This window comes from Streptomyces noursei, from assembly GCF_016917755.1.
In the GTDB taxonomy this organism is placed as follows: Bacteria; Actinomycetota; Actinomycetes; order Streptomycetales; family Streptomycetaceae; genus Streptomyces; species Streptomyces yunnanensis.
The window spans coordinates 6111457-6126328 of record NZ_CP070326.1 but is presented as its reverse complement, the minus strand read 5'-3'; the positions used below and the strand labels follow the sequence as shown (position 1 = coordinate 6126328).

General features: G+C 71.2%; 2 protein-coding genes. Both read right to left on the bottom strand.

The window, feature by feature from the left end:
* Positions 1–46: 46 nt before the first annotated feature.
* Positions 47–5605: a type I polyketide synthase gene (locus JNO44_RS27030; RefSeq protein WP_478219203.1), complete on the bottom strand. Its 5559-nt coding sequence runs from the start codon at positions 5603–5605 to the stop codon at positions 47–49.
* A gap of 56 nt (positions 5606–5661) precedes the next feature.
* Entirely contained in the window at positions 5662–14847 is a 9186-nt protein-coding gene (locus JNO44_RS27025; RefSeq protein WP_205366449.1) for a type I polyketide synthase, read from the bottom strand.
* Positions 14848–14872: the final 25 nt, after the last annotated feature.

Genomic DNA, 14872 nt, shown 5'->3' with positions numbered 1-14872 from the left:
CTGGCGTCAGCTCCTTGCGGCGGTGGGACGGTATGCGTTGATCACGTCAGGACCTGCCGAACTCTCGGTCGAGCACGTCGAAGAGTTCCTCGGCGCTGGCCGACAAGAGGTCGTCGGTGGTGTGTTCCGGTTGTTCGCCGGGGCTGGTCCAGTTCGACAGCAGGCGCTGCAGCCGCGTGGTGATCGCGGTGCGTGCGTCGTCGTCTCCCGGGACGGCCGCGAGCAGGGCTTCCAGCCGGTCGAGCTCGGCGAGTGCCGGCGCGGCGACGGACGTTTCCTGCGGTGCCAGCTCCGCGCGCAGATGGTCGCGGAGGGCGCTCGGCGTCGGGTAGTCGAACAGCAGGGTGGCGGGCAGTCGCAGGCCGGTGGCCGCGCTGAGTCCGTTGCGCAGTTCCACCGCGGTGAGCGAGTCGAAGCCGAGCTCCAGGAATCCGCGCCCGGCGTCGACCGCGTGCGACGTGCTGTGGCCGAGGGCGGCGGCGGAGTGCGTACGGACCAGGTCGAGCAGCAGTCGGTCCTGTTCCGCGTCGGTCAGTGCGGCCAGCCGCTCGCGGAGCGAGGGGCCTTCGGTGGCGCTGACCGTCGGCCGAGCCGAGCTGCGGATCAGGCCGCGCAGCAGGGCCGGCACCCCGCCTGCCTTGGTGCGCAGGGCAGCGGTGTCGAGCCGGATCGGTACCAGCACCGCCTCGTCGACGGACTGCGCGGCGTCCAGCAGTGCCAGTCCCTGGTCGGCGGAGAGCGGCACCATGCCGAGGCGTGCCATCCGGGCGCGATCGGCCTCGTCCAAGGCGTCGGCCATGCCGCCGTCCGCCCACGGTCCCCATGCCAGCGCCACGGCGGGCAGGCCCAGCGCCCGGCGGCGGACGGCGAGCGCGTCGAGGAACGCGTTCGCCGCGGCGTAGTTGCCCTGGCCCGCGCTGCCGAAGGTGGCTGACGCCGAGGAGAACAGCACGAACCCGGCCAGGTCGAGGTCGCGGGTCAGCTCGTGCAGGTGCAGCGCCGCGTCCACCTTCGGCCGCAGCACCGCGTCGATCCGCTCCGGGGTCAGCGACTCCAGCACACCGTCGTCCAGCACGCCTGCCGCGTGCACGACGGCGGTCAGCGGGTGCGCTTCGGGGACTCCGTCCAGCAGTGCGGCCAGCTCGTCCCGGTCGGCCACGTCGCAGGCCGCCATTCGCGCCTCGGCGCCCAACTCTGCGAGTTCCGCGACGAGTTCGGCGGCACCGGCGGCGGCCTCGCCACGGCGGCTGGTCAGCAGCAGGTGCCGAACGCCGTGCGCGGTCACCAGGTGGCGGGCGACGTGCCCGCCGAGCGCACCGGTGGCGCCGGTGATCAGCACGGTGCCCGCCGGGTCCAACGGCCGCCGGACGCCTTCGGCGGGCAGCGCCACCCTGGCCAGTCGTGGGGCGTACAGGGCGCCCTCGCGGACGGCCAGCTGTGGTTCACCACTGGCCGCCGCGGCGAGCAGCAGGCCGCGCGAGGTCGCGTGCTCGTCGAGGTCCACCAGCACGAACCGGTTCGGGTGTTCCGACTGTGCCGCGCGGAGCAGACCCCACACCGTGGCGCCGCCGAGGTCGGCGACGTCCCCGTCGGCGCCGGTCGCCACCGCGCCCCGGGTCAGCACGACCAGCCGGGACGAGGCGAACCGCTCCTCCTCCAGCCACTCCTGCACCATCGCCAGCGCCCGATGCACGGCCGCGTGCGCGTCGTCGCCACGCTCGCCGGATGCACCGGATGCACCGGATGCACCGGGTTGAACTGATGCACCGGGGTGGCCTGATGCACCGGGTTCTCCGGCGACGAACACCAGCTCCGGCAACCCGCCACCAGCCGCCTGGGACGCAGCAAGGGAGGCCAGATCCGCGTACCGGGTTGCGTCGAGCCCGAAGTCGCCGTTCCCGACGACGGCGCAACGGCTCGTCGTGGCGGACGGCGTCGGCACCGTCGTCCAGTCGACGCGGAACAGCGCGTCGCGTGTCGCCGCGTCGGCCGCACGCAGCTGCTCGGCCGAGACCGGCCGCAACGCCAGCGACTCGACGGAGGCGATCGACCGGCCGAGTTGATCCGACACGGTCAGCGACACCGCATCCCGGCCCGCAGGCGCGATACGGACGCGCACGGCGCCGGAACCTGCTGCGTGCAGGCACACATCACGCCAGGCGAAGGGCAGACGGGCGCCGTCGGAGCCGGCGAAGAAATCTCCCAACCGCACCGCGTGCAGTGCGGCGTCGAGCAGTGCGGGGTGCAGCCCGAACCGGGCCGCGTCGGCCTGGTTGGCCTGCGGCAGGGCGACCTCGGCGAACACCTCGTCGCCGCGCCGCCACGCCGCGCGCAGCCCGCGGAACGCCGGTCCGTAGCCGAGTCCGGCCGCGGCCAGGTCGTCGTAGAGGCCGGCCAGGTCGACGGCCTCCGCATCGGCGGGCGGCCAGGCGCCGGGCACGATGGGTACCGGCTGCGCGTCCGCGTTCAGCGCGCCGGACGCATGGCGGGTCCATGTCGTCGCGCCGTTCTCGGCACGTGAGTGGACAGCGAGCGAGCACCGGCCGGACTCATCCGGTTCGCCGACGGTGACGCGCAGTTGGACACCGCCCCGCTCCGGCAGGATCAACGGCGCCTCAAGGGTCAGCTCCTCCAACAGACCACAACCGACCCGCACACCGGCATGCACCGCCAACTCCACAAACGCGGTACCCGGCAACAACACCGAACCCATCACCACGTGATCGGCCAACCACCCATGGGTCGAAACCGCCAACCGCCCGGTGAACACCAACCCCTCATGCAACTCCACCGCCGCACCCAGCAACGGATGCTCCGCCGACACCAAACCCGCCGACGACACATCCGCCACATCCACACCGGAGTCCAACCAGTACCGCTCCCGCTGGAAGGCATACGTCGGCAGATCCACCCGACGGGCGTTCCCCAGTGCCTGCGACCAGTCCACCGACACACCACGCGCATACGCGGAGGCCACAGCGGTCAACAACGACCGCACCTCACCCCTGCCCCTACGCAACACCGGAACCGCCGCCACCCCCTCGGCGACACAGCACTCCTGCACCAAACCACTCAGCGCACCATCCGGCCCCAACTCCACAAACGTCGAAACGCCCAACCCCTCCAACGCCCCGACACCATCAGCAAACCGAACAGCCTCACGAACATGCCGAACCCAGAAATCCGCAGTGCCGATCTCCTCACCCGACACCACCGCACCAGTCACATTCGACACGACCGGAATCCGCGGAGCCCCATACTCCAGCCCCTCCGCAACCTTCCGGAACTCCTCCAACATCCCGTCCATATGCGGCGAATGGAACGCATGACTGACCGCGAGCCGCTTGACCTTACGACCCTGCCCCTCAAAACCGGCAGCGATCTCCAGAACCGCGGACTCATCACCCGCGACGACAACCGACATCGGACCATTGACCGCAGCGACACTCACACCCTCGACCAGCAGCGGCGCGACCTCGTCCTCCGACGCCTGAACCGCCACCATCGCACCACCCGACGGCAACTCCTGCATCAGCCGACCACGAGCCGCCACCAGCGTGCAGGCATCCTCCAGCGACAACACACCCGCAACATGCGCCGCCGCCAACTCACCGATGGAGTGCCCCGCCACAAAGTCGGGCTGGACGCCCCACGACTCCACCAACCGGAACAACGCCACCTCAACGGCGAACAACGCAGGCTGCGTATACGCCGTCTGATCCAGCAGCTCGCTCTCGCCAACGCCGTCCCCCTCGCCGAACATCACGTCCTTCAGGGGACGTTCGAGTTCGGCGTCGAAGCGCGCACACAGGCCGTCCAACGCCACCGCGAACACCGGAGAGGACTCATACAACTCACGCCCCATCCCCACCCGCTGCGAACCCTGACCACTGAACAGGAACGCCAACCGGCCCTCGGACACCACATCACGCACCACCCCGGACGCCGAAGCACCCGAAGCCAACGCGGCAAGCCCCTCCCGGAACTCAGCGACGTCCTCGGCCACCACCGCCGCACGATGCCCCAACGCGGCGCGCGTCGTCGCCAACGAGGACCCCACATCGACCGGGTTCAACCCAGGCGTGGCGTCCACGTACGACAGCAACCGCGCCGCCTGCGCACGCAACGCGGCCTCGGACTTGCCCGACACCACCCACGGCACCACACCACCGGCAACCACAGGCGCCTCAGCAGCGGCCTTGCCCTTGCCCTGGCCCGCGTCCTCGCCCGCGTCCTCGGCAGGGGCCTGCTCCAAGATCACATGCGCATTGGTGCCACTCACCCCGAAGGCGGAGACCGCACCGCGTCGCGGGTCGCCGGTCTCCGGCCAGGCGATCCGCTCCGTCAGCAACGACACCGCGCCCGACGACCAGTCGACGTGCGACGACGGCGCATCCACATGCAGGGTCTTCGGCAGCACACCGTGCCGCAGTGCCTGCACCATCTTGATCACGCCGGAGACTCCGGCGGCGGCCTGGGTGTGCCCGATGTTGGACTTCACGGACCCGAGCCACAGCGGCCGATCGCCCTGCCGGTCCTGGCCGTACGTGGCCAGCAGCGCCTGCGCCTCGATCGGGTCGCCCAACGTCGTCCCGGTGCCGTGCGCCTCGACGGCATCCACATCGGACGGGGTGAGCCCCGCGTTGGCCAATGCCTGGCGGATCACCCGCTGCTGGGCAGGGCCACTCGGCGCGGTCAGTCCGTTGCTCGCACCGTCCTGGTTGATGGCTGTGCCACGCACCACCGCGAGCACCCGATGGCCGTTCCGCTGGGCGTCGGACAACCGCTCGACCAGCAGCATTCCGACGCCTTCGCCCCAGCCGGTGCCGTCCGCCGCCTCCGCGAACGACTTGCACCGACCGTCCCGCGCGAGCCCGCCCTGACGGCTGAACTCGGTGAAGACGGTGGGCGTCGGCATCACCGTGACCCCGCCGACCAGCGCCAGACCGCACTCGCCCTGGCGCAGCACCTGACCTGCCTGGTGGAGCGCGACCAGCGACGAGGAGCACGCCGTGTCCACCGTCACCGCGGGGCCTTCGAAGCCGAACGTGTAGGCGATCCGGCCGGACGCCACGCTCGTGACGTTCCCGGCCAGCAGGTGGCCTTCGGTGCCGCCCGGCGCCTGGTGCATGCTCGCGCCGTAGCCGGAGAAGGACACCCCGATGAACACCCCGGTCCGGCTGCCGCGCAACGAGGCCGGGTCGATCCCGGCCCCTTCGAGGGCCTGCCAGGACGCCTCCAGCAGCAGTCGCTGCTGCGGGTCCATCGCCAGCGCCTCACGCGGCGAGATCCCGAAGAACTCGGCGTCGAAGTCCGCGACGTCGGTGACGAAGCCCCCCTCGCGCGCATACGTCGTGCGGGGCCGCTCGTTGTCCGGGTCGTAGAGGGCTTCGACGTCCCAGCCGCGGTCGTCCGGGAACCCGGTGATCGCGTCCCGGCCCTCGTCGACCAAGCGCCACAGGTCCTCCGGCGACTCCACGTCACCGGGGTACCGGCAGCTCATGCCGACGATGGCGAGGGGCTCCTGCTCCTCCGACTCCAGTTCGCGCAGGCGCTGGCGAGTCGAGTGCAGTTCGGTGGTGACTTCCTTGAGGAAGTGCCGCAGCTTGTCTTCGTTCGCCATTTACGCCAGCCCCCTAGAGAAAACGTTTCGCTGTCCGGTCACGAGATGCCGAACTCCTCGCCGAGGAAGTCGAAGATCTCGTCGTCGCTCGCCGACTTGATCTTCTGCTCGACCTCATCCGTTTCGACCGGGACGTCCCACTTGGCCAGCAGCGTTCGCAGCCGGTTGGTGATCTCCGCCCGCGCGGTGTCGTCAGCGGACACGGTGGACAGTGCGGCCTCCAACCGGTCGAGTTCGTCCAGTCCCGGTGTGCCGGTGTCCCCGGCGCCCAGTTCGGACCGCAGGTGCTCGGCCAGTGCGACCGGCGTCGCGTGATCGAAGACCAGCGTGGCCGGCAGCTTCAGCCCGGTCACCTGGAACAGGCGGTTGCGCAGCTCCACCGCGGTCAGCGAGTCGAAGCCGAGCTCCTTGAACGCGCGGTCGGCCGCCACGGAGTCGGGCCGGGCATGGCCGAGGACGTTCGCGACCTCCCCGCGCACCAGTTCCAGCACCAACCGGTGCTGCTCGTTCTCGGGCAGTGCCTGGAGCTGCCGGGACAGCTCCGACCCGGTGGACTCCCCTTCCGTCCCCGACTCCGACTCCGCCGGTCGCGACGCCTCGGGCAACTCGGCGAACAGCGCGCTGGTCCTGGCCGTGGTGAAACCGGGCAGGAACCGGTCCCAGTCCACGTCCGCGACCGCGACGACGTCGTCCCGTCGCTGCAAGGCCCCGGCCAGCGCCTCGATCGCGGTGTCCGGTGCCATGGCCGGCAGTCCGCGGCGGCGGAGCTGCTCCTCGATGTCGCCCGCGGCGGCCATTCCACCGCCGGCCCACGGCCCCCACGCCACCGACGTGGCCACCCGGCCGTCCGCCCTGCGCTGCTGGGCCAGGCCGTCCAGGAAGGCGTTGGCCGCCGCGTAGGCGGCCTGCCCACCGCTGCCCCAGATCGCCGCGACCGACGAGAACAGCACGAAGGCATCGAGCGGTTCGTCGGCCAGCAGGGCATCGAGGTTCGCCGCACCGTCCGCCTTCGCCGACAGCACCCCGGCCAGCTCGGTCGCGGTCAGCTCGGTGAGCGGGACACCGGAGTGGGGCACGCCGGCGGTGTGCACCACCGCCCGGATCGGGGCCCCCTCGGCGGTCAGCTGCCGCAGCAGCTGCGCCAGCGCATCGCGGTCGGCCACATCGCAGGCCGCGAGGGTCACCTTGGCGCCCAGCGCGAGCAGTTCGGCCTCCAGCTCCACGGCGCCGTCCGCGTCGCTGCCGCGACGGCTGGTGAGCACCAGGTGCTCGGCCCCGTTCTCGGCCAGCCAGCGCGCGACCCGCGCGCCCAGCGCACCGGTACCACCGGTGACCAGCACGGTGCCGGTCGGCCGCCATTCCGTGGACGACGTGCCGACGGCCGGCGCCCGCACCACGCGGCGCAGGTGCACGCCGGAGTCCCGCAGCGCCACCTGGTCCTCGCCGGTGCCCTTCAGCACGCCCACCAGCCACTCGGCCATCCGGTCGTCCAGGGCTTCCGGCAGGTCGATCAGGCCGCCCCAACGGTCCGCGTGCTCCAGTGCGGCCACCCGGCCCAGGCCCCACAGCTGCGCCTGCGCCGGACTGGCCAGCCGGTCCGCCGGGCCGGTGGACACCGCACCACGGGTCAGGCACCACAGCGGCGCGGCGATACCGGCGTCACCAAGTGCCTGCACCAGCAGCATTGTTGTGGCGGGTTCCTCGTCGAGTGCCAGCATCGACACCACTCCGGTGAACGGCGCGCCGGCGGTCTCGGCCCTCATCCGCGCTGCGATGGCGGCGCGGTCCTCGGTACCCGGCTCGACGACGACGGTGTCGGCACCACGCTCGGCCAGGGCGCGTACGACCGAAGCGGCGACCTCCCGTTCGCCGGCGGGCAGTACCACCAACCAGCGTCCGGACAGCGTGGCGTCCGACTCTCCGGCGACAGCCTTCCAGGTGACCTGGTACCGCCAGGAGTCCACGGTGGACTTCTCCACCGCAGCCGACCGCACCCGAACCTCGGGCCAGTACCGATCCCGCTGGAAGGCATACGTCGGCAGATCCACCCGACGGGCGTTCCCCAGTGCCTGCGACCAGTCCACCGACACACCACGCGCATACGCGGAGGCCACAGCGGTCAACAACGACCGCACCTCACCCCTGCCCCTACGCAACACCGGAACCGCCGCCACCCCCTCGGCGACACAGCACTCCTGCACCAAACCACTCAGCGCACCATCCGGCCCCAACTCCACAAACGTCGAAACGCCCAACCCCTCCAACGCCCCGACACCATCAGCAAACCGAACAGCCTCACGAACATGCCGAACCCAGAAATCCGCAGTGCCGATCTCCTCACCCGACACCACCGCACCAGTCACATTCGACACGACCGGAATCCGCGGAGCCCCATACTCCAGCCCCTCCGCAACCTTCCGGAACTCCTCCAACATCCCGTCCATATGCGGCGAATGGAACGCATGACTGACCGCGAGCCGCTTGACCTTACGACCCTGCCCCTCAAAACCGGCAGCGATCTCCAGAACCGCGGACTCATCACCCGCGACGACAACCGACATCGGACCATTGACCGCAGCGACACTCACACCCTCGACCAGCAGCGGCGCGACCTCGTCCTCCGACGCCTGAACCGCCACCATCACACCACCCGACGGCAACTCCTGCATCAGCCGACCACGAGCCGCCACCAGCGTGCAGGCATCCTCCAGCGACAACACACCCGCAACATGCGCCGCCGCCAACTCACCGATGGAGTGCCCCGCCACAAAGTCGGGCTGGACGCCCCACGACTCCACCAACCGGAACAACGCCACCTCAACGGCGAACAACGCAGGCTGCGTATACGCCGTCTGAGCCAGCAACTCGCTCTCGCCAACGCCGTCCCCGTCGCCGAACATCACGTCCTTCAGGGGACGTTCGAGTTCGGCGTCGAAGCGCGCACACAGGCCGTCCAACGCCGCCGCGAACACCGGAGAGGACTCATACAACTCACGCCCCATCCCCACCCGCTGCGAACCCTGGCCGCTGAACAGGAACGCCAACCGGCCCTCACCGGCCCGGTCCACCACCGTGCCCGCGGTCGAACGCCCCGAAGCCAACGCTTCCAGCCCACTGCGGAAGTCGTCCCGACCCCCGCCGACCAGCACCGCACGATGACCCAGCGCGGCACGCGTCGTCGCCAACGAGGACCCCACATCGACCGGGTTCAACCCAGGCGTGGCGTCCACGTACGACAGCAACCGCGCCGCCTGCGCACGCAACGCGGCCTCGGACTTGCCCGACACCACCCACGGCACCACACCACCGGCAACCACAGGCGCCTCGGCAGCGATCTCGTCCGCGTCCTGGTCCTCGGCGGGAGCCTGCTCCAAGATCACATGCGCATTGGTGCCACTGACCCCGAACGACGACACGGCAGCCCGACGCGGCCGTCCCGCATCGGGCCAGTCAACCCGCTCCGTCAGCAGCGAAACCGCACCGGCGGACCAGTCGACATTCGACGACGGCGCATCCACATGCAGCGTCCGCGGCAGCACACCGTGCCGCATCGCCAACACCATCTTCAGCACACCGGCCACACCGGCGGCGGCCTGGGTGTGCCCGATGTTGGACTTCACAGACCCGAGCCACAGCGGCCGGTCGCCCTGCCGGTCCTGGCCGTACGTGGCCAGCAGCGCCTGCGCCTCGATCGGGTCACCGAGCCGGGTGCCGGTGCCGTGCGCCTCCACCGCGTCCACGTCCGACGGGGTCAGCCGCGCGTTGGCCAGTGCCTGGCGGATCACCCGCTGCTGCGACGGACCGTTCGGCGCCGTCAGGCCGTTGGACGCGCCGTCCTGGTTCACCGCGGAGCCCCGCAGCACGGCCAACACCCGGTGCCCGTTGCGGCGGGCGTCGGAGAGCCGCTCGACCAAGAGCATGCCGACGCCCTCGCCCCAGCCGGTGCCGTCCGCCGCCTCCGAGAATGCCTTGCACCGACCGTCCGACGCGAGTCCCCGCTGACGGCTGAACTTGAGGAACGCGCCCGGGGTGGACATCACGGTCACACCACCGGCGAGCGCCAGCTCGCACTCGCCCTGTCGCAGTGCCTGCGCGGCCAGGTGCAGCGCCACCAGCGACGAGGAGCACGCCGTGTCCACCGTCACCGCGGGGCCTTCGAGCCCGAAGACGTACGAGACCCGGCCGGACATCACACTGCCCGCGTTGCCGGTCAGCAGGTAGCCGTCGGCGCCTTCCGGGGTCTCGGCGAGCAGTTCGGCGTAGTCCTGACCGTTCGTCCCGGCGAACACCCCGATCTGGCGTCCGCGCACCGAGGTCGGGTCGATCCCGGCCCGTTCGAACGCCTCCCACGAGGTCTCCAGCAGCAGCCGCTGCTGCGGGTCCATCGCCAGCGCCTCACGCGGCGAGATCCCGAAGAACTCCGGGTCGAACCGCTCGACACCCTCCAGGAACGCGCCCTCGCGGGTGTAGGTGGTGCCCGGGTGCTCGGGGTCCGGGTGGTACAGCCCGGCCAGGTCCCAGCCACGGTCGGACGGGAACGGGCCCACCGTGTCCGTACCTTCGGACACCAGCTGCCACAGGTCCTCCGGTGAGCCGATCCCACCGGGGAACCGGCAGGCCATGCCCACGATCGCGATCGGGTCGTCGACCACTGCCTGGGTGACCGCGGCGGCGGGCGCCTGCTGCGCCAGGCCGAGCATCTCACCGCGCAGGAAGTCCACCAGCACCATGGGGGTGGGGTGGTCGAACACCAGGGTGGCGGGCAGGGTCAGCCCCGTGGCCGCGCCGAGCCGGTTGCGGAAGTCGACGCCGGTCAGCGAATCGAAGCCCAGCTCGCGGAAGGCCCTCGATGCATCGATGCCTTGGGACGGGTCATGGCCCAGTACCGCCGCCACCTGCGAACGCACCAGCTCCAGCAGCAACCGCTGCTGCTCGGCTTCCGACAGCCCTTCGAGCCAGTCGCGCAGCTCCACCTTCTCCACGGCCGGCAGCATGCGCGCCTCGGGGAGTTCGTCCACGAGGGACAGCGGCCGGACGGCACCCATCGCCGGGACGAAGGTCGACCAGTCGACGTCGGCGAGCAGCAGCGCCGACTCGTTGCGGCACACGGCCTCTGCCAGGGCGGACGCGATCGTGCCGGGTGCCATCGGGCGCAGGCCGAGGCGGCGTTGGTGCTGTTCGCCGGCGCCCTCCGCCAGCCCGCCACCGGCGAGCAGGCCCAGTGCGATCGACGTGGCGGGCAGGCCCGCCGCCCGGCGCTGTTGCGCCAGCGCGTCCAGGAACGCGTTGGCGGCCGCGTATGCCGCCTGGCCGCCGTTGCCCCAGACACCGGCGACCGAGGAGCACAGGACGAAGGCGTCGAGTTCGAGGTCCGCGGTCAGCTCGTGCAGGGCCCGGGCGGCGTCCACCTTGGGACGCAGCACGGCTTCGGCCCGGTCGGGGGTGAGTGCGGTGAGCAGCCCGTCGTCCAGCACGCCGGCCGCGTGCACCACCGCGGTCAGCGGGCGCTCGGCGGGGATGCCGCCGAGGAGCGCCGCCAGCGCGGTGCGGTCGGCGACGTCGCAGGCGGCGATGGTCACCTTGTCGCCCAGTTCGGCGGCGAGTTCGGCGGCGCCGGGCGCGTCGGGGCCTCGGCGGCCGGCCAGCACGAGGTGCTCGGCGCCGTTGGCGGCCAGCCACCGCGCCATCTCCGTGCCGAGCGCACCGGTGCCGCCGGTGATCAGGACGGTGCCGCGCGGTTGCCACGACTGGGCGGCGCGCGCTCCACCGGCGTGTTCCAGACGGCGGACGAACACTCCGCCCTCGCGGACCGCGAACTGGTCCTCGCCGCCGTGCCGGGCCAGTACGCCGACCAGCCTGGCGAGCGTCCGGTCGTCCACCAGTTCCGGCAGGTCGACCAGGCCGCCCCAGCGCTGCGGGTGCTCCAGGCCGAAGACCCGGCCGAAGCCCCATATCTGTGCCTGGTCCGCGTTGCGCAGCCGGTCGGACCGTCCGGGGGCCACCGCGTCCTGCGTCACGCACCACAGCGGCGCGTCCACCTTGGCGTCGCCCAGTGCCTGGGCGGCCACCACGTTCGGCCACAGCCGCCCGTCGCGGGACAGCAGGGACAGCACTCCGTTAGGCGCTCCGTCCGCCAACACGGTGCGAAGGCGCTCGGTGAGGTCGGCGCGGTCGGTGTCGGCCACCGGCAGCAGCACGACTTCGGCGCCGTGTCCGGTCAGTGCCGCGCCGATGGTGGTGGTCAGTTCGTCCTCGGCCAGCGCGGCCGGGACGAGCACCAGCCAGGAGCCGGTCAGTGCCGCGGCGGCGGGCTCGGCGGCCGGGCGCCACACCACCCGGTACCACCAGGATTCCGCGGCGGCCAACTGGTGACGGCCCCGACGCCAGTCCGACAACGCCGGTACGACCTCGGTCATCGGGGTCTCGGCCGCTATGCCGAGGGTGGCGGTCAGCTCCGCCACGTCCGCGCGCTCCACCGCGTCCCAGAACCGGGCGTCCACCGGGTCCTGCGCGGTCGTGGGGTGCGTGCTCTCCAGCCAGTAGCGCCGCCGCTGGAAGGCGTACGTCGGCAGTTCCACCCGGCGACCGCCGGGGAACATCACCGACCAGTCGACGTCGATGCCGTGAACATGCGCCTCGGCCAGGGACTCCAGGAAGCGTGCGAAGCCGCCCTCGCCCCTGCGCAGCGAACCGACGGCCACCGCCCGCTCAGCGGTCTCCTGTACGGCCACGGCAAGCACGGGGTGCGGGCTGATCTCGACGAATACCCCATGGCTCTGATCGGCCAAGGCACGCACGGTCTCCTCGAACCGGACCGTCTGCCGGAGATTCCGGTACCAGTACTCGGCATCCAGCACACTGGTGTCGATCCGCTCCACCGACACCGTCGAGAAGAACGGCACCTGCGACGGGCGCGGAGCGATACCCGCCAGGATCGTCAGGAGCTCCTCGCGGATCTCCTCCACATGCGCCGAGTGGGACGCGTAGTCCACCGGGATGCGACGAGCCCGAACCCCGGACTCCTCACAATCGGCAAGGAGTTCATCCAGCGCGTCGACGTCACCGGAGACGACAATCGAACCCGGGCCATTCACCGCAGCGATGGAGATCCGACCGTCCCAACGCTCAAGACGCCCGGCGACCTCACCCGCCGGCAACGAGACAGACACCATCCCGCCCCGGCCGGACAGAGCCAGCAGCGCCTTGCTCCGCAGCGCCACCACCCGCGCGGCATCATCAAGCGAAAGCGCACCCGCCACACACGCAGCCGCGATCTCACCCTGCGAATGCCCCACCACAGCGGCCGGCTCAACACCATACGAACGCCACAACGCCGCCAGCGACACCATCACCGCAAACAGCACAGGCTGAACAACATCAACCCGCTCCAACGCCTCAGCATCGCCCAGCACGTCCAGCAACGACCACTCGACGTGCGGCGCAAGAGCCTCAGCGCACGCCCGCATCGACTCCGCGAACACCGGCGAGGAGTCCAAGAGCTCCACCGCCATGCCCACCCACTGAGCGCCCTGACCAGGGAAAACGAACACCGCGCGGTGGTCCGCCACGGTGCCCTGCACCACGCCGGGTTCCGTCACGCAACGGGCCAGTCCGGCCAGGCCCTTCCGGAAGTCGGCGGCGTCGGCAGCCATCAGCACCGCGCGGTGCTCGAAGGAGGACCTGCCGGTGGCGAGGGAGAAGCCGACGTCCACGGGGTTCAGCCCGGGGTTGTCGTCCACATAGGACAGGACGCGGGCGACCTGGTCACGCAGCGCCGCCTCGCCGCGCGCCGACAGCACCCAGGGCAGTACGCCGGACGCAACAGGCTCCGGGGACGTCTCGGCCGCGGGCGACTGCTCCAGCACCACGTGCGCGTTGGTGCCGCTGATGCCGAACGAGGACACCCCGGCACGCCGCGGCTCGCCGGTCTGCGGCCATTCCGCCTGCTCGGTCAGCACGGAGACGGCACCGGTCGACCAGTCGACGTGTGTCGAGGGTTCGGTGACGTGCAGCGTCTTGGGCAGCACACCGTGTTGGAGGGCCAGCACCATCTTGATCACACCGCCCACACCGGCGGCGGCCTGGGCGTGCCCGATGTTGGACTTCAACGAGCCGAGCAGCAGGGGGTGGGCACGGTCCTGCCCATAGGTGTCCATGATCGCCTGCGCCTCGATCGGGTCACCGAGGGTGGTTCCCGTGCCGTGCGCCTCGACCACGTCGACCTGGCGTGCCGAGAGGCGTGCGTTGGCCAGCGCCGCCCGGATCACCCGGACCTGCGACGGGCCGTTGGGCGCGGTCAACCCGTTGCTCGCGCCGTCGGAGTTGACCGCCGAGCCGCGTACGACCGCCAGGACCCGGTGCCCGTTGCGGCGGGCGTCGGAAAGCCGCTCCAGCACCAGCATGCCGACGCCCTCGGCCGGGCCGAACCCGTCGGCCGTGGCGGAGAACGCCTTGCACCGGCCGTCGGGGGCCAGCCCGCGCTGCCTGCTGAACGAGAGGAACATGCCCGGCGTGGACACCACCGTGACGCCACCGGCCAGCGCCAGCGAGGACTCGCCGCGCAGCAGCGACTGGACGGCCATGTGCAGTGCGACGAGCGAGGAGGAGCACGCCGTGTCGATGGTGACGGCAGGGCCTTCCAGGCCCAGCGTGTAGGCGACCCGGCCGGAGACCACACTCGTCGTGGTGCCGGTGAACAGGTGGGCCTCGGTGCCGTCCTGCGCCTCGTGCAGCCGCGGACCGTACTCCTGGGCGATCGCGCCGGCGAACACGCCGGTGCGGCTGCCCCGCAACGAGCCCGGGTCGATCCCGGCCCGTTCCAGCGCCTCCCACGAGGTTTCCAGCAGCAGCCGCTGCTGCGGGTCCATCGCCAGCGCCTCACGCGGCGAGATGCCGAAGAAGTCCGCGTCGAACCCGCCCACGTCGTGCAGGAAGCCGCCGTGGCGCGTGTAGGTCTTCCCTGCCAGTTCCGGGTCGGCGTCGTACAGCGCTTCGACGTCCCAGCCCCGGTCCGCGGGGAACTCCGAGATCGCGTCGCCGCCGGACGTCACGAACCGCCACAGGTCGTCGGGGGACGCGATACCGCCGGGGAAGCGGCACGCCATTCCGACGATGGCGACCGGTTCGTGCTGTGCCTGCTCGACTTCCTGCAACCGTTGCCGGGTCTGGTGCAGATCGGCGGTAACCCGCTTGAGGTAATCGACGAGCTTCTTTTCGTCGGCCATCTACCCGAACTCCTCGACGTTCCGA

Excerpts from the sequence above, each read along its gene's own strand:
- JNO44_RS27025 (WP_205366449.1), bottom strand. The coding sequence starts at position 14,847 with ATGGCCGACGAAAAGAAGCTCGTCGATTACCTCAAGCGGGTTACCGCC.